The 18064-nt window shown below is 48.3% G+C and carries 14 protein-coding genes; 4 read left to right on the top strand and 10 right to left on the bottom strand.

Features of this window, described 5'->3' with window-relative positions; all coding sequences use genetic code 11:
• Nucleotides 1-83: 83 nt before the first annotated feature.
• Together IQ260_RS12365 and IQ260_RS12360 are read left to right on the top strand one after the other, a co-directional pair.
• Nucleotides 84-611, top strand: a complete 528-nt coding sequence (locus IQ260_RS12365; RefSeq protein ID WP_228015933.1) for an LLM class flavin-dependent oxidoreductase — start codon at nucleotides 84-86, stop codon at nucleotides 609-611.
• A 13-nt stretch (nucleotides 612-624) separates the two neighbouring features.
• Nucleotides 625-1428, top strand: coding sequence for an SDR family NAD(P)-dependent oxidoreductase (locus IQ260_RS12360; protein WP_193993416.1), 804 nt, complete (start codon nucleotides 625-627; stop codon nucleotides 1426-1428).
• A gap of 43 nt (nucleotides 1429-1471) precedes the next feature.
• Here IQ260_RS12360 and IQ260_RS12355 read toward each other — a convergent pair whose 3' ends face one another.
• The 6 genes from IQ260_RS12355 to IQ260_RS12330 all read right to left on the bottom strand — a co-directional run bounded on the left by IQ260_RS12355 (nucleotide 1472) and on the right by IQ260_RS12330 (nucleotide 10853).
• On the bottom strand, nucleotides 1472-4141 hold the full coding sequence (locus IQ260_RS12355) for a bifunctional diguanylate cyclase/phosphodiesterase (RefSeq protein WP_193993415.1): 2670 nt from the start codon (nucleotides 4139-4141) through the stop codon (nucleotides 1472-1474).
• 440 nt (nucleotides 4142-4581) lie between these two features.
• Nucleotides 4582-6561 (bottom strand): calcium-binding protein, encoded by a 1980-nt coding sequence (locus tag IQ260_RS31690; RefSeq protein WP_193993414.1) that lies wholly within the window; start codon nucleotides 6559-6561, stop codon nucleotides 4582-4584.
• 449 nt (nucleotides 6562-7010) lie between these two features.
• Nucleotides 7011-7775: an anti-sigma factor domain-containing protein gene (locus IQ260_RS12345; RefSeq protein WP_193993413.1), complete on the bottom strand. Its 765-nt coding sequence runs from the start codon at nucleotides 7773-7775 to the stop codon at nucleotides 7011-7013.
• 38 nt (nucleotides 7776-7813) lie between these two features.
• Nucleotides 7814-8398: a sigma-70 family RNA polymerase sigma factor gene (locus IQ260_RS12340; protein WP_193993412.1), complete on the bottom strand. Its 585-nt coding sequence runs from the start codon at nucleotides 8396-8398 to the stop codon at nucleotides 7814-7816.
• Between the two features lie 75 nt (nucleotides 8399-8473).
• Complete coding sequence (locus tag IQ260_RS12335; protein WP_228015929.1) at nucleotides 8474-10084, bottom strand: ATP-binding protein; 1611 nt, start codon at nucleotides 10082-10084, stop codon at nucleotides 8474-8476.
• A 97-nt stretch (nucleotides 10085-10181) separates the two neighbouring features.
• Entirely contained in the window at nucleotides 10182-10853 is a 672-nt protein-coding gene (locus IQ260_RS12330; protein WP_193993410.1) for a response regulator, read from the bottom strand.
• Nucleotides 10854-11462: 609 nt separating this feature from the next.
• Here IQ260_RS12330 and IQ260_RS12325 point away from each other — a divergent pair.
• The gene (locus tag IQ260_RS12325) at nucleotides 11463-14375 is read left to right on the top strand and encodes a beta strand repeat-containing protein (RefSeq protein ID WP_193993409.1); all 2913 of its coding nucleotides are present in this window, start codon (nucleotides 11463-11465) and stop codon (nucleotides 14373-14375) included.
• Between the two features lie 308 nt (nucleotides 14376-14683).
• Here the strand turns inward: IQ260_RS12325 and IQ260_RS12320 are convergent, their stop codons facing one another.
• Nucleotides 14684-15466 carry a VOC family protein gene (locus tag IQ260_RS12320; protein ID WP_193993408.1) on the bottom strand — a complete coding sequence of 261 codons (783 nt, stop codon included), beginning with the start codon at nucleotides 15464-15466 and terminating at the stop codon, nucleotides 14684-14686.
• 92 nt (nucleotides 15467-15558) lie between these two features.
• Entirely contained in the window at nucleotides 15559-16182 is a 624-nt protein-coding gene (locus IQ260_RS12315) for a Uma2 family endonuclease (RefSeq protein WP_193993407.1), read from the bottom strand.
• A 74-nt stretch (nucleotides 16183-16256) separates the two neighbouring features.
• Between IQ260_RS12315 and rnc the strand changes: the two genes are divergently transcribed.
• Nucleotides 16257-16928, top strand: coding sequence for a ribonuclease III (gene rnc, locus IQ260_RS12310; RefSeq protein ID WP_193993406.1), 672 nt, complete (start codon nucleotides 16257-16259; stop codon nucleotides 16926-16928).
• Between the two features lie 41 nt (nucleotides 16929-16969).
• Here rnc and IQ260_RS12305 read toward each other — a convergent pair whose 3' ends face one another.
• Nucleotides 16970-17323, bottom strand: a complete 354-nt coding sequence (locus tag IQ260_RS12305) for a P-II family nitrogen regulator (protein ID WP_193993405.1) — start codon at nucleotides 17321-17323, stop codon at nucleotides 16970-16972.
• Between the two features lie 201 nt (nucleotides 17324-17524).
• On the bottom strand, nucleotides 17525-18064 hold a 540-nt coding region (gene ruvA / locus IQ260_RS12300), incomplete at its 5' end, for a Holliday junction branch migration protein RuvA (RefSeq protein WP_193993404.1).

Raw genomic sequence — 18064 nt, 5'->3', positions numbered from 1 at the left:
GTTCAATATGTCGAAAAAGTCCTCAAAGGGTTTGGGGAAGACTATGTAATTAATTTTGGATAAGTACTTATCCGGCGCTCAATTTGCCCTTTGCTGAGCGTGGTGCCCGATTTCGCGAAAGCTTTGACTACATCAGACGCATGGGCGAGGACAAACCGGTCTTTGAAAATACCTATGGCAGTCCCAATGGTGGTATGGACATGCTGCCCAAACCGACGTCCGGAAAACTGCCGTTGCTAATTACGGGCGGTAGTCAACAAGCCCCTGAATGGATCGCCCAGCATGGGGATGGTTGGATGACCTATTCCCGTAATACTGCCCTCCAGGCGCAAGTCATTCACGATTGGCAGGCGCGGGTCAAAGCAACAGGCAAACCGAACAAACCAGTGATGCAACCGCTCTATGTTGACTTGACCGATGCCCCTGGGACACAGCCGCAGCCCATCCATTTAGGTTTCCGACTGGGTACCCGCCACCTGCGAACTCATCTTAAATCGCTAGAAGCGATTGGGATCAATCATGTTGCACTGAACCTGCGCTTTAACCAGGCAAATATCGAGACAACGCTGAAACGTCTCGCCGATGATATACTGCCAGACTTCGCTGAGTAGAGGAAATAAGATTATGGAAAAGACTATCCTTGTCACGGGAGCAACCGACGGCATCGGTCTGGAAACAGCAAAGATGTTGGTCTCGCAGGGGCATAATGTTTTGTTGCATGGGCGTAACCCGGCAAAACTTGAGAACGTGGAAATGATGCTCTCTGCGGACGGTGGGCGAGTTGAAGGTTATGTAGCTGATCTATCATGCATGGCTGATGTGGAGGCTTTCGCGATCGCGGTTACCGAACGTCACGCAAAGCTTGATGTACTGATCAACAATGCTGGTGTCTATAGCTCGTCCGATCCGGTGACGCAGAATGGTCTGGATGTACGGTTTGTTGTCAATGCGATCGCACCCTATTTGCTAACACAGCGGCTAATGTCACTCATGGTTGCATCCGGGCGGGTAATCAATCTGTCCTCCGCAGCTCAGTCGACCGTCAATCTGGACGCGCTGGCTGGACGAGTTAAGCTATCTGACGGTGCAGCCTATGCGCAAAGCAAACTGGCGATTACAATGTGGTCGCGCGTGCTAGCGCTAAAGGAAGACAGCCCGGCCATCATCGCGGTGAATCCTGGATCAATGCTCGGCAGCAAAATGGTAAAACAGGCCTTTGGTGTAGCGGGAGGTGATATCCGCATCGGTGCTGAAATTCTTACTCGCGCGGCGCTTTCAGATGAATTTGAAACTGCTTCCGGCCAGTATTTCGACAACGATTCAGGTCAGTTTGCGTCCCCCCATCCAGATGCGCTAGACCCACAAAAATCTGAAGAGATTGTGCACGCCATCGAAACGATTTTGGATGAAATATTACCATCGAGTTAAAAGCACCGGATTACAATCAATGAATAGGTAACTACTTTTCTTGTCAAGGGACGATGGCATCAGGCCACATGTTCTTGCCATAAACAACATTGCTATTCAGCAGCTTTGATACTTCATCAGAGCCAATAGGGGTGCTAAAAAAATAGCCCTGTGCAGTTTCACAACCAAATTTTTGGAGCGTGTGACATTGCTCTGCGGTCTCAACTCCCTCAGCCACAATGTTATGCTCCAGATTGCGACACATTTCTATCATGGAGCCGATTAGGACCTTCGATTTTTTATCGGAAAGCATATCATGAATAAAATATTTATCGATTTTTAGGCAATCAACCGTCAGGTGTTTCAGGGAGGCAAACGATGAATACCCTGTGCCAAAATCATCAATTGCCAGTAACACCCCTATATTTTTCAACTCCTGAAAAATTGAGAGATTTTGTCGATCTGTCTGTACAACACTCTCGGTCACTTCCAGTTCTAATTCCGATGGCACCATGCCAGTCTCATCAATAACACGCTTAATCAATGATACAAAATCTTTATCAAGAAAATGAACGGGAGAAATATTAACCGCCATCCGAATTGCCGGTAAGCCTGCCTGCTTCCAGGCAACAGCCTGATTACAAGCCGTTCTTAATACCCATTCTGTGAGGGGTTTAATCATCCCTATTCGTTCGGCGGTGGCAATAAATTCAACAGGTGAGACTTGACCTAATTGGGGATGATGCCAGCGTGACAAAGCCTCAACACCGATAATGTTACCCGTGAGAATCTCAACCTGAGGCTGATAGACCAGTGATAACTGCTGTTTTTCGACTGCCTCCCTTAAATTTTGCTCCACGCGAAACCGATACTCTGCTTTCTGAGTCAGCTCAGGTTTATAGAACGTATACTGATTTTTTCCACGTTCCTTGGCGGCATAAAGTGACGTGTCAGCTGCTTTGATCAAAGTAGAGAGATCTTGTCCGTCATCCGGATAGTGGGCAATTCCAATACTGCAAGCTGGAGTGAATTTTCTGGCTGATAGTTCGACTGGCCTTGATATCACGTCAAGACAACGTTGAGCCACATGGGCTGCAGCATAGTCATCGTCTATATCATTCACCAGAATACAGAATTCATCACCGCTCAGCCGAGCGACAAAATCAATTTCACGTGCCACATTTTGCAGTCGCTTGGCAATTTCCTGAAGCAGTAAGTCACCAGCACCATGCCCAAGGCTGTCATTCACACTCTTAAAATTATCTAAATCAATATAGAGCAGTCCGAAACGAGATGTGTTTCGGTCAGAACGTTTGATCGATACTTCAAGATTCTGATAGAAGTGAGCACGATTAGCAATTCTTGTTAAGTCATCGACATACGCTAATTCTCGTATCCGCTTTTGAGCGTGGTCTCGCTCCATCACAATTCCAGCTAGCCTGGCCGCAGATTTGAGATCGTTTGACTCCTCCTCATTGGGCAGTGCGGGATAGTTGTAGTACATACCAAAGGCACCTAATACTATGCCTGAGGAACTTTTAATTGGCTCAGACCAGCAGCAGCGCATGCCATGGGGAAGAGCTACATGTTTAATCTTTGCCCATTTTGGATCTGTTTCAATATTCTCAACTAGGACACGTTTGCCGGTATAGGTCGATGTGCCACATGAGCCTACATTGGGACCGTTTTTTAGACCATGAACCGCCTCGCAGTATTCTTTGGGCAGGCTTGGGGCTCCTCCATGCATGAGGTGTCCATCTTCTAACTCAAGCATGGAGCATCGCAGCCCAGGGTGACGTCCTTCATACATGAGTGCGATTTCTGGATAAATCTCTGATGCGGGTTTTCCAGTTGCGATCATTTCCAGAATTTCTGCATTTTTGTCATCAAATGCCTCTGACTTCTTTCGGGCTGTTATATCAACGTGGGTGCCTACTAGGCGAACGGCTTTTCTATCAGAATCACGATGGACCAGAAATGCACGGGATAGCACAGAAACTTGATGCCCTGCTTTATGCTGCATACGCATTTCAACATCAAACGAATCAACGTTACCGACCAAATAGTCTTGAACCATTTTCAAGACCATGTCTTTATCGTCTGGATGGACTAAGCTTTGCCAGGTGCTTAAATCATTGGTCAGTTCATCATTTGCATACCCCAGCATGTTCTTCCAGCGCGGTGAATAATAAACTTGATTTGTTTCCAGGTTCCAGTCCCAAAGTCCATCATTGGCTCCACGCATAGCTAGGGAAAACCGTTCCTCGCTTTTCTGCAGTTTTTCCTCTGATGCTCTACGGTTAGTAATATTATGTCCAATGCCTAGTACACCGATCAGCTTTCCTTTATCTCCATACATGGGAAGTCTTCTTATTTCCAGGAGTTCGCAGTGTCCATCATTGGCAAATGTGGTCCATGCTTCGTTTATGGATGGGGAGTCTTTCAGAATGACCTCTTGGTCGCGCTCCCGAAACAAGTCGGCCAATCTGGTATTTACAAAATCATAATCGGTCTTACCAAGTATCTCTTGTTCAGAGGCTCCAAAAAAATCTTCGAAACGCAGGTTGCAGGCTAGGTATACACCATTAAGAGCTTTTAGCCAGATGAGATCTGGAAGCGTGCGAATGATTATGCTGTAAAATTCAGCTTCTTTTTTGAATCCTAGTGGAATCCTTTCTGCAACAAAAATTTCCTTACAGCCTATGGCTGCAGCCGATTGAAGATCGCATCTCATAACGGGTTGCTATACGCTCAGTACTTAAACATTTTCTAGGTTATGTTTATAGTAAAGCGTAGAATTATAATCAGAATTCGTACTTTGGCTGAACAAAGTTATCAGGAATTATAAGTTCTCGATAAGCTATCTTGAAAGTTCCGTATAAATACGAAGGTGCTTGTGTGATATAACTATGAGCCTCAAGTATCTGGCTCTATAAAAATCTCCTAGTCCGAAAAGCTAATATAAAGAGCGCTTAGCTAGTATTGACTAAAATCACTCAAAAACTAGAGCAGAACGACACCTTGTCTGTATCGTTCTGCTCTAGTTCTTATTATTTTCAACGATTGCTGATTTAGAGGATGCGCCAATCTGTAGCTGCTGCTATTTAGCGATCTCTTCCTGGTAACGTCATCCCGAGAATCAGCGATGCCTTTTTTCTGCTTTATTCAGACTTACTATGCCTGAATAACAAAGCTATTAGCGTCTAGTGTGGGTGCGCCTTCAATCGTTGCAAACTGGGCACCGTTGCCAAAACCGTCATCTGCACCATTGGGATTGTAATACAGGTTCCCGGTATTCGCCCCGTAGACAATGGTGGCATCACTCAAGGCAGCCTCTTCAGCACTGTTAACCACTGCAAATTCGTTAGCGGCTAAGGCTCCCCCAACTGCGCTAGTGAGTGCAGCAAAGACAGTGACGTCTAGCACAATGCTATCGATGGCTTCAAAGTTTTGAATTTGATTGGTGCCGAGATCAGCAGCATTAAAGGCTGCACCGGTATCAAAGCCAAAGAGGTCGGCCCCGACACCGCCAATCAGAATATCACTGCCAGCGCCACCAATCAGCAGGTCGGCACCATTGCCACCAATGAGGATGTCATCCCCTGCACCACCGATGAGAATATCATCACCGTCACCGCCATCGGCAGTTACCGGAGTCGAGGTACCGCTGGCGTTCAAGAAGTCATTGCCATCGCCACCAGAGAAGAGAACAGATTGCACCTCACTTCCTGTGAGATCGCCAATCGTGAATGAATCATCACCGCCTTGACCATTAATCTCGAACTGCTCGATACCTTCATTAGTCAGGGTAAACAGACCCAGGTTAAGACGGTTGAAAATAGCCTGACCATTGACCTCACGCAGGTCAAACTCATCGCCAGCGCCATCCGCTCCGTTTACTTGTGTAACATCAAAGCCTAAACCACCATTGATAAAGTCACTGCCGTCGCCATTGTTCCAGATAAAGCGATCGTCGCCATCTTCCAGGTATGCGATGTCATTGCCGCGCTGGCCCACAACAATGTCGTCTCCAGCTCCGGCAAAAAAGGTATCTACAGCAGAACCACCTTGGAGTAAATCATTGCCATCGCCACCAAAAGCCTCAATGGTGGTCGAACTTTCACGGGCGTCTAAGACATCATTGCCATCACCACCGGAGAAGACAACTTTTTGCACATCGCTGTCGGCGAGTTCACCCACTGTCAGGGAATCATCGCCGCCCTGACCATTAATCTCAAACTGTTCAATACCTTCGTTAGTTAGAGTAAAGAGACCCAGATTAAGGCGATTGAAAATAGCCTGACCATCGACCTCACGCAGGTCAAACTCATCACCTGCACCATCAGCACCGTTCACTTGGGTAATATCGAACCCATGGCCCCCGTTGATAAAGTCACTGCCGTCGCCATTGTTCCAGATAAAGCGATCATCGCCAGCACCCAGGTCCGCTGTGTCATTCCCCCGCTGACCAACGACTGTATCATCACCATTGCCTGCGATAAAGGTATCTTCGGCAGAGCCGCCTAGTAGCAGGTCGTCACCATCTCCGCCTTTGGCCTTGATTTCAGTGGAGCTTTCACGGGCATCTAAAACGTCGTTGCCATCTCCCCCGGAAAAGACAACTTTTTTAACATCGCTGCCGGTCAAATCACCGACTTTTAGAGAGTCATCGCCGCCTTGTCCGTTAATCTTAAATTTTTCAATACTCTCGTTAGTCAGGGTAAACAGACCCAAATTTAGACGGTTAAAGATAGCCTGACCATTTTCTTGGGTGAGTTCAAACTCATCTCCAGGACCATCGGCACCATTGACCTGAGTAGTATCGTAACCAGCTCCACCATTGATGAAGTCACTGCCATCACCGTTGTTCCAGATAAAGCGGTCATTACCTGACCCTAAGAATGCAACATCGTTACCCGTTTGGCCAATAACGGTGTCCTTACCATTGCCAGCAAAGACGACGTCAGTACCGGCACCACCAAGAATGGTGTCATCACCATTGGCACTAAAAAAGATATCGTCTTGGTCGCCGCCTTGTAGATTGTCATCGTTGTTGCCGCCTACGAAGATGTCTCCCAGGTCTTCGATTTCTGGTGCATCCTGAAACAGTGTGCCAACAATCTGATTAACGAGAAGAGCTAATAAAGCGTTCATTGGAGGTTCTCCTAATAGTTTTAGATAGCAAAAGCGAGAGAGAATCTCGATAAAATTTCAGTACGGAAAAATCGTCCTGGCAGCAGCGCCAAGACAGCTTTAGTCGAACTTTTTATCAAGAAAAGAGCTAATAAACAGATATGCAATTACTGTTCTATGGCTTACTTAACAGCGAAGCTGGATGAGAACATAATTGGCATTCAGTTATAGATACGAATAATGTTCGGCATTGGATGAGATTAAATTTGATCTTTTTCGTAGTCTGCTGGAATCCTATTTGGATGTCATACAGATTGAAAAAATCTCTCTCAAAATCGCACTTAGTGGTGCGATTTTTGTAGGCCCAACAATAAACTCCGTATCAACAACAATTTATCCGTTTGATTATTAATACGAGTGAGGGTGTGGTTTGGATGAACTTTTTTGGAATTATCCTGAAATGCTTTTTCCTAAATGGTTTCAGCCACTATAGGGCCTGTGGGTTGAGCAGGTAAATCGGCAGGTTCAACCGTGACGATGACGTCTTTAACCCAGGGTCTAGACTGGTAGACCGGTGGCATGGGTAGGGTGGCGAAGACAGTACCGTCCTGACCCGGTTGGATATTACCGCAGGGAATGTACTGGCCTTGATAGTTAACCCATAGGGCATAGGTTTGATCGGTCGCTAGGGGAGGGAGGTTTTTAAATGCGATCGCAGCCTCCAACCCTTGCGTATCCACAATCATGCTGCCAAATGAATCGGCAGCTCTATCAGTGCCTTCAAAGTCGTAAAAGCGAGTATCAGGCTGCTGCAAAATCAGCTGTGCCTGCTGTGCCGGCATGGCTGCAACCAGATCGTTCTGGAGCTGCTGATTTGCCAACCGCAATCGGTGGTTATTCAGTCCGAGGATGCCGGATAGCGCCGTCGCTCCAGCGGCTAAGGCTCCCAATATCCAGACTAAGGATGAGGATCTAGAGCGAACGTTAGGGCGCTCAGTAGAGCTGCTAACGGGACTGTCAATTCCCATAAGGACAGCGTCCCGTAACCTTGGGGGCGGTTCCATCAGCGGGAACTCACCCAGCACTAAGCCAATAGTTTTTTCAAGACGACTAACCTCTGCCTGCAGCTCTGGATTCGTAACCACTAGTCGGGCGAATTCATCAGCCTCTTCATCTGAGAGAGTGCCAGCAACATAGTCAGCGGCTAATTCATCTAATTTTCGCTCAGAAGCCATAGGACAGAGATGGGTAATCGATCAAAAGAGGGGCGTAGTTAGTCAACTAAATCTTGGAGGGTTCCTTTCAACTTGAGCAATCCCTGACGCATTCGCGACTTGACCGTCCCTAAAGGAATATTCGTATGACTCGCGATTTCGGATTGACTAAATCCATGAAAATAAGCCAGCCATAGCAATTCTCGCTGCTTTTCAGGCAGATTTTGTAGGGCCGCGCGCACCCGCTGCGACCGTTCTCCCTGGGAGGCCTGCTCGACAGGAACAGAAAAGTCAGGCACCGTCTGGGGGACCATCCCTTTAAGAATCCGACGACGATTACTGCGCGATCGCACCCGGTCGATAGCCCGATTGCGAGTCACGGTGCTCAAAAAACTGCTGAGGGCGCTGCGGGTCGGATCGTAGGTTTGTTTTTGCCAAAGGTTGAGAAAAATTTCTTGGGTCAGATCCTCAGATTCTGGACCGTTGTTTAGGATCCGAAAGGCAACGGTGTACACCAGCCGCGAGTAACGGTCATACAAAACCGCCAGGGCAGCCTTGTCCCCCTGTCGTAGGGATAGGACCAATGCTGCATCCGTTTTATCTCCCCATTCTAGAGACTGATTTGTGGGATTTTCAGAAGCCATAAATAGGGTACGGGTATCTCCTTAATTTTGGATGTCCGCTAGCTTAGGAAATGCCAAAATCTCTAGATGGTAGATTTAGCAATGGATAGGTAGCGTAAACCAAAATTCTGCGCCCCCAGCTGCAGGTGTTTGCACACCGATATTACCACCGTGGGCTTCAATGATTTGACGGCAGATATAAAGACCCAAACCATATCCATCCACTGAGCATTGAGTATCCCCACGGGCGTATATTTCAAATAGGTTTTGGCTCTTGGCAGGCTCAATACCTACGCCATTGTCAATCACCGCACAGCGCACCATCGCTGGGGTGTCGAGTCTGGCGGTCAACGTAATGCTCACCCCTGGTGGATTGTATTTCAGGGCATTTTCAATCAGGTTCTCAAAGACGCGTCTGAGCTGACTAAAATCGCCATGAATTGGCGGCAGGTCTGATGAAATCTGGTTATCTATGCCGCCTGCGGTAATGACCTGTCTAGTTTCGTAGAAAAATCTGACATCTTCGGTGAGCTGTCGTAGGTTTACAGGGCTAGGCTGGAGCGATACGCGCCAGATGTCGGCTGACTGCACGTCCATTAGCGAACTCATGAGTTTAAGCTGGCGATCGCAGCTCTGCTGAATCATGGTCAACGCCTTGGGCTCCATGACGACCGACGACCGAGCCGGCACGGCCTTTGCTCGGAAAAGCATCCCCTGCACCAGGTTGGAAATGCCCATGACCAGATTGCGCAGGTCGTGGTTCATGGCATGGGAATAGGTTTGGAGGGCATCTTGGGCGGTTTTGCGATCGCGCATTTCCTGCTCTAGCGATCGCGTCCGCTCTTGCACCGCCAGCTGCAGATCTTGCTCCCGCTGACCTAGCACATAAATCATGTACTGAAACGAGCGGGCTAGCTGACCGGGTTCATCCTGCCGTTGGGTTAATTTCTCCAGAGGCCGGTCTTGAGGGCAGGTTTCTTGCCCTGCTTGAATAGAACAGCTGCTGACAAATTTCGCCGTATTCGTCAGAACCTTCAAAGGCTTAACCACCATCCGCCATAGCAGCAGATTAATCACCACAAAAAACGCCCCTAAAATACCAAGGAGCGTTTTTGTAACCGTGAGAAGATTCTGACGTCCCCGATTAAAAACCATATCGGCTGGCACATAGACCATCTGTGCCGCCACGACATCATTGAGCTGCCAGTTAAAGCCGTTGCGATCGCCGTACATATCCAACAGATACTGGGGAGCATCTTGAGCGCTGCCGTGACACTCCAAACAGCTAGTATCCGTCATCAGTAGCGGTCGAGCAGAATAAAAAAGCTTTTTCCCATCTAAAGAACGATACCCAGACAGTACCTGCGGTTCATTTTGATGTTCTTTGACATACTGCTGCAGCTGACTAAAAATATCGGCTTCAAACGTATCGGCTAAATCATCCAGGTTAGTCGGATTAGGTGTGGCCTCTTTGTATAAGAAATCTTCTAAAAGTGCATCCTGTTGTTGAAAATCAGCAAACACAGTGCGGGCAGAAAAGTTAGGAATGCTCTCCTGCACAAAAGTACCCACATCTTCACTCTCTTTTAGTAAAGGCTGCACATGGTCACGAGTATAATCGCGCACGGACTGCATAGCCGTTAGTACGATTGTCGCTCGCTCTCTGACAGCCTGTTCTGCATGGCTATTCAAATGTTGAGAGAGCATCGCGATAGTCGATCCACTCACCACTAGCCAAACTAACAAGAGAGCTACGCTAAATTTTGCCCAGAGATTCCAACGCATCATAACGGATTGTCTGAATTTACGCAGGCTGCAGCACCTCTATGTTACTCGTATTGACCCAAATTGCTAGCTGTGTGCGATCTCTTAAACCGACACGACTTAGAATATTACTCACATGATTTTTAACCGTTTTCTCAGTAATGTGCAAATTCTGAGATATCTCTCGATTACTGGCACCTGTCGCAATTAGCTGCAGCACCTCTTGCTCTCTCGGCGTTACGCCTTTCCAATCGTTTACAGAGTTGTTGGGAGCGGGTGACTTGAGCTGTTGATGCAGTTTTTGACCCATGGTGGGGTCAAACTGCATGTAGCCCTTGTGGGTACTTTGAATAATATGAATAAAATCTTCGGGGGGAACATTTTTCAACAAATAGCCTGAGGCTCCCTGTTGAATAGCGTCGTGTAAATGACGATCCTCCGTCAAGGTTGTTAGGATTAATACTTTTGTATCGGGCAGCGCCTGACAAATCTTTCCCGTGGCCGTGACACCGCTCATCCCAGGCATGCCAATATCCATGAGCACAACGTCTGGGGTCAATCGCTGAGCCTGCTCCACCGCCTCTTGACCGTTACAGGCTTCTCCGACCACTTCAATGGCCGTTTCACATTGCAAAATTGCATTCAGCCCATAGCGAATAATGTCTTCATCATCTACCAGTAGGAGTCGAATGGGACCTTGTGACCTTGCCATAACTGTGATGTACCCTATAACGTCGGAAGCACTAAAACCGCTAAGTCATTTCTTGCACAGCTCCTAAAGTATATGTGAGGCATCTTTGCCTAGATGAATGTCTACTGAGAAAGCCCTGGGTGCTGGATAATTATTTTGCTGCTCCTTAGACTAGGCCAATTACTCAAGCTTAAAAGTTTTACCTTCTTCATTTTTTACTGAGGTAAGAAATATGCGGCTAGGTAATATAACCCGACAAATCCGGTTTCGACTCCGCTCAACCTGCTAGTTTCGAGAGTTGAGCGAAGTCGAAACTCGATCTACGGGTATTTCATATTCGAGCCAGTCCCTAACGAATGCACAAGCAAATTGAATGAGAGTTTTATTAGGGAGTTTGATTCCGTCTGAGAATTGGCTGAACAAACAGTGAGATAACAGTAGATTTCTTCCTATGCTATTCTCACGTTTTCTAAACCCAGACAAACTAGGCTCTTGTAGGTCCTAAGGCCCAGATTTGATTTGGGTCCTAGGCCTCAAGCGCGTTGAGATACTGCCTGTCTACGATACGGAGGAAACAGATTCTGTTACTCGCTGACAACAGATTAAACAACAAACTTAGAGGTCTTAGTTATGGCAAACGAACTGACTACTCCTATCGTGATTGATAACGGCGAGATTGAAGTTATTTTCGATGATATTCAAGCTCCGGTAGGCCAACCTGCGGTCGATATTTCTGGCGATCAGGCACTCTTAGCGGTTTTGCCTAACGGATCGATTGCAGCTCCTGATCTGGGTAATACCGCTGTTCAAGCAAGTGGTGACAATGTCGCCGTACTAAACCTAGGAGAGATTTCAGGAGATCTAAACGGCATCAGCTCCACTGGCGACAATCTACGGTTGTTAAATCTTGGCACGATTCAATCTAACAGTCGTGCTGTGGATCTCAGCGATGGTGATGGCATTTTTGTTCTCAATACGGGTGACATTCTGGGAACGGGCGACCAGCGCAATGGCACTCTATACGTGGATGGCACCGTTGATGACTTGGAACTGGATAATCGGGGCACCATTGATGCGGGTGTAGGCAATCTAGGCGATGCTGTCTCTGTTCAAGTGGGCGCTGCCGGAGACTTTATTAACGAAGATATCAATATTGTTAATGATGGCCTTCTCCAGGGACGCGGCGACGGGCCGGATGTATTTGCCAACGGCGGGCGAGTGGCGTCCAACGGCTCCAGCGGTCTGCGCTTTTTTAATGGATCGGGTCAGCCGGAGGCGACGGTTACTGGCTCAGTAACAAACCAGGGCACCATTACCTCTGAAGTGAATGTGGGCTTTCTAGGTGGGCTGGTTGTTGAAGATGGTGTTGCCTTTGATGGCCAAATCGCTAACAGCGGTCTGATTTCGGGTCCTCGCAATGGTCTTTATATTGGCAATGCTGACCACAATCTACAAATCTCTAACTCCGGGCAGATTGAGTCTGGCAGTCGCGCTGTCAACCTGGATGGCGACAACGTTACGCTTACGAATCAGGGCAATATTGTTGGTACTGGTAATCAGCGTAACGGCACGATCTATCTCGATGGTACTGCCGACAATATCACTGTTGATAATCAAAGCCAGGGCGTCGTCGATGCCGGTGCGGGGAATCTAGGGGATGCCATAGCCGTTCAGGTGGGTGCAACCGGAGACGCTAGTAGCGAAGATATCAACATTGTCAACAGCGGGCTGCTGCAGGGGCGCGGTGATGGCTCTGATGTGTTTGCCAATGGGGCACGGGTGGCGTCCAACGGCTCTAGCGGTCTGCGGTTTTTCAATGGGTCAGGACAGCCAGAAACCACTGTTACCGGCTCTGTAACGAATGAAGGCACGATTACTTCTGAGGTCAACGTGGGCTTTTTAGGAGGGCTGGTGGTAGAAGATGGCATCGGCTTTGATGGCCGCATTGATAATAGCGGTCTGATTTCTGGACCTCGCAACGGTCTGTATATCGGTAATGCTGACCACGACCTGCGGATTGTAAACTCGGGCCAAATCGAATCTGGCAGCCGCGCGGTGAACTTAGACGGTGATAACGTCACCCTCATCAACCAGGGCGACATTTTGGGCACCGGTAACCAGCGCAATGGCACGGTGTATCTGGATGGTACTGCCGATGATATTACCGTAAACAACCAGAGCCAGGGGGTGATTGATGCCGGTGATGGGAATTTGGGGGATGCGATCGCAATCCAAGTCGGTGCCACCGGAGACGCCATCAGCGAAGATATCAACATCGTCAACAGCGGCCTGCTCCAGGGACGCGGCGATGGAGCAGATGTGTTCGCCAATGGGGCACGGGTGGCGGCCAACGGCTCCAGCGGTCTGCGCTTCTTTAACGGCTCGGGTCAGCCAGAAGCCACCGTTACTGGCTCAGTCATCAATCAAGGCACCATTACCACTGAGGTCAACGTGGGCTTTTTAGGCGGTCTGGTGGTCGAAGATGGTGTCGCTTTTGATGGTCTGATTGCCAACAGTGCAGGGGGACAAATTTCTGGACCTCGCAACGGTCTCTACATCGGCAATGCCGACCACGACCTACAGATTGTCAACTCGGGTCAAATTGACTCAGGCAGCCGCGCCGTTAACTTAGATGGCGACAACGTGACTCTGCTGAACCAGGGCGATATCTTGGGCACCGGCAACCAGCGCAACGGCACCGTCTATCTCGATGGCACCGCCGACAATATCACCGTCAATAATCAGCTCCAGGGTGTAATTGATGCAGGCGCAGGCAATTCTGGCAGCGGTATTTCAGTGCAAGTCGGTGCCGCTGGTGGTAATGGCACTGACGATGTGGAACTATCCGCTGATATTACCAACAGCGGTCTCATCCAAGGACGAGGCGACGGTAACGTTCCTGCAGGTGTTCGTTTGTTTGTCGGCTCCGGGCTAACTGAAGCTACGTTTACCGGCGACATTACCAACGAACTCAATGGCGTAATTGCATCGGAACAGCAGGCCGGCATCTTAATTGAATCCGGTGTTATCTTTGATGGTCAGATCATCAACAGCGGTACTATCACTGGTGGCAACGGCTTTGCCATTGACGCCGAAGGTGCGCTGGGCAGCGTTGACATCCTGAACCAGGGCACGCTGGTGGGCGATGTTCGTTTAGGCTCAGGCGACGACAGCTTTGTTCAAACTGCGACAGGGGATGTGGTCGTCACGGGTGGTCTAGGCAACGATGAGATTACCGGCGGTAGCGGCAATGATATCCTCAACGGTGGAGACGATGATGACCTATTAACCGGCGGTCTGGGCACGGATACCTTTATCTTTGAAGAGCATGCAGGCATTGATATCGTGACTGACTTCTCCACAACGGACGACCTGCTCAATGTGAGTGCCATCTTCGAGAACGTCTCAGACGTTCTAGGATCCGGGGGCGCTGCCACTCAAGTAGGCACGTCCACACTGATTGATTTTGGTGGTGATAATGCTGCACTCCTACTCAATGTTAATGTCAGTGACCTGACCAGCGACAACTTTGTCTTTGCATAGGTCACAAGCTGAACTCATGAAGTCAAGCATGGACTCATGAGTTCAGCAAAAATCGACACCAGATAGCAAGATTCTTGAGACAAAACCGTATAGCTGTAACAGATATCTGCTGCAGCTATTTTTTGCCCACAAGTTGAGGCCGTACCCCTGACATCAGTTATTCAAGACCAGGCTTAGCCCTTGCAAAAGTGATGACATTTATGCCGTTGCTGATTTAAAGGATGAATCGACCTGTTAAATATGCTGGTGGCCAATAGTTGGCAGATAAACTCATACCGGGGAGCAGCAACGCCACATTTGTATTTAACTCAACTGATGTGGAATTCCTTTGATGCCAAGAGTCCAAATACGGCACCAGTTGGATCTGTGAGGATGGCTTTCCGCTCACCATTGGGCATGTAGATTGCTTCCTCACCCACGCTCGCTCCCAGCACCTTGGCATTGGCAATAGCTACATCAACATCGTCAGTGGCAAGATATGGTATCCAGGCAGCACTTGCTACCTTATCAAACGATTGATGCGTGACTCCAACTACATCAGCATTGTCAATCTTTTTCAAGACAGTGTAGTCACTAGTCCGGGTGACGTCGATGTCATGGAATCTCCAGCTAAACAGATCACAATAGAATAGTTTTGCTGATTCAACATCATCAGTGATGAGTTCATCCCAAAGAAAAGTCCCCCTGGAAGCGGGAAATGTGTGAGTAGGAAAGGTAGGGCAAATAACTGCACCTTGCAAATCTTGAATGACTGAGCTGCGACCAACTCCCGGTGTGTCAAAAGGTTCTCGAACAACTGTTGCGCCAAGATTCTTTGCTTTAGCCGTTACAGCATCAACATCTTGAACCATCACATAGGCAATCCAGCGAGAGACTAAGTTCTGTCCAGGATCAACAAAGCCCCCATGGGCTTCGTTATCAGCGAGAATTAACGGATATTCAGCTTCACCAGGCTGCCAAACAAAGTTTGTCGTGTATTCAATCTGGTATTTCCAACCAAGTAAGTCGGCGTAAAAATGTCTTGCTTTGGCAATATCCTGTGTCAGGAGATCGTGCCAGATAACTTGACCAACCTCAGCCTTGATAGACATATTTTCTCCCTCCAGAGGCATTCTCTATAAGAATAACGCCCCCTTATTGGAAAGAAACATTCCACCTTGCCTGATGGGAATATGTTTACTCCTTATAAACTTGCTTCAAAAGCTCGTAGGGCTCGACTACTCCCAACTTTTTGAGCCTGGTCAAGTACGTCTGCCACCATTGCTTTGATGGGCAAACCTGGAAATGTAGGACTAGCGTCAGTGTCTAAATAACTGTTTGCCGACAGCACATATATCTTCAGCGTTCGATCATAGATCCAAAGCTCGGGTACCTGCAGCGTTAGATAGGCTTCTAACTTAGTTTTCGACGTATAGTCAGATTCAATCGCCAGGTCGGGTGGAGGATCTGAGACTAAATCCAGACGGTTCTTACCAATAACAGCCTGATAGTTGGCTATATAAAAACAATCATCGGGTTCTACACCTGCGGTCTGTCGCCGAAATGTTGTTGACCCCAGAGATTCCCAGTCACGATTTTGATGGCGCAACAATACCTTAACAATATCCGAGATCAAGATTTTCGAACGTTCATGATCTGGCAAAGGAACCATAATTTCTAATATCTTGCGGCTGTAAGCGACGCGACTACCGCGATTTTCTCCCAGTTCTTGCAAAATGCTTTCAAAATCCTGCCAGCTCACTTCTGGGATAGTGACATGACTACCAGGCTCTAGATGAAGTTTACTAATTGCCATAGTGACAACCATAGTGCTTACCCTGGTAAGAACGCTTCTAAGATAGCACTTTACTTGGAGCCAACAATCCACGCTATGGTAGGGAAATGAGTACGTTTTACCTACCCACTTTTCGCGACCAAGACCTCTGGCAGCTGGCCATCACCCATAAGTCCTATGCCAAAGAACACGAGTGTGAGGACAATGAGCGGCTAGAATTTTTGGGCGATGCTATCCTTACGTTTCTCAGTGGTGAGTATCTATACCAGCGCTATCCTGAGCGCTCTGAAGGAGAGCTGACTCCATTACGGGCTTCCCTTGTGGATGAAAACCAGCTCAGCTACTTTGCTAGTCAGCTGGATCTCCAAAAATATCTACGCCTCAGTCGAGGTGCCGAAAATAGCGATAGCCGCAACAGTAAGCGGGTCCTATGCAGCACCTTCGAAGCTCTGATTGGGGCTTACTTCCTAGACAGTGACCAAGATATTGAGACTCTGCGAGCGTACGTTATACCGATGTTTGACAGCGTGGCTGATCAGGCCAGCGAAACGGCGCTCCAAATTAATTATAAAAGTCGCTTTCAAATCTGGTCGCTGGATCAGCTAGGCGAAGTTCCCACTTACAAAATTATTGCCGCTATCGGTCCCGATCACGCCAAACAGTTTACCGCTGAGGTACGTGTAAAAGGGCTGCTCTATGGCCAAGGTACAGGGCGTCGGAAGCAGGATGCGGAAAAAAAAGCAGCACAGGCAGCGTTGAAGCGGGTTGGTATTGGCTGAGATTTGCCTATTCCCCATCACCCACTGCCCGGCGGTTGGGTTTAACTATCTGAGCTGGATAGGGCTAAATCATCCCGCTCACCCGTGCGAATTCGATAGACGGCTTCAATGGGGAGAACAAAGATTTTGCCATCGCCGATTTCGCCGGTACGGGCGGCGTCGGTAATGGTTTGCACAACGAGGTCTACTTGGTCATCGGCAACGGCCACTTCTAAGCGTAGCTTTTGTAGAAAGTCGACTTTATAGTCCTGACCTCGGTATTTTTGGATTTGCCCCTTTTGTCGGCCAAAACCACGGGCGTTAGAGACAGTCATACCAACGATGCCTGTATTGACGAGGGCGTCTTTAACTTTATCTAGATGGGTGGACCGAATAACTGCGACAACTTGTTTCATAAAATCCTGTCAATGATGACTCTGAAGCTGGTTACTCTGATTGCGATGTTTTGGGGATATCCTGAACATATCAAACAGTGTAATTTGATACAAAAAGTATGCTAAATAAACCTATCATGTTCCACCTTGCTCAAGCGTATCAACTCCAACCTTAAAGCTGCGTCGTTGAGAATTCATCCGGTCAATACCTGAAGCCGCTATTTACTGACTGAGCCAGGCGATGGCTTCGCGAATCCAGGCTTCGGTGTCGGCGGTTTTACTAAGAGACTTGCTCTGACCAACGGCTTGCAGGGCTTTAGTGATTTCACTATTGGAATAGCCCAGGGCTAGGAGCGTCATTTCTACATCTTCTTGCACGACGGATACAGGGCCAGCGGCAGGTGCGGTGATCAGTCCAGCCTGCTGACGCCATTCGGCGAGTTTAGTTTTAAGTTCTAAAATAATGCGCTCGGCGGTTTTTTTGCCCACCCCCGGCGTTTGGGACAGAATGCGGGCATTGCCAGAAACGATAGCTTGGACCAGATCGTTCAAACTGAGGGTATCTAGTAGGGCCATGCCCATTTGGGGACCGATGCCACTCACGCCAACGGCAAGGCGAAATACGTCCCGCTCTGCTCGGGTGCTAAAGCCAAACAAGACTGGCTTGTCGTCTCGGTTTTGGAGATGGGCAAAAATTTGTACTGTGTCACCCGTGGGAGGAAGAGTCCCCATCACCCGAGCGGTCACCTGTAGCTCATACCC

This window comes from Leptolyngbya cf. ectocarpi LEGE 11479, assembly GCF_015207065.1.
Lineage (GTDB): Bacteria > Cyanobacteriota > Cyanobacteriia > Phormidesmidales > Phormidesmidaceae > Leptothoe > Leptothoe ectocarpi.
This window is presented reverse-complemented; position numbering and strand designations above follow the sequence as displayed.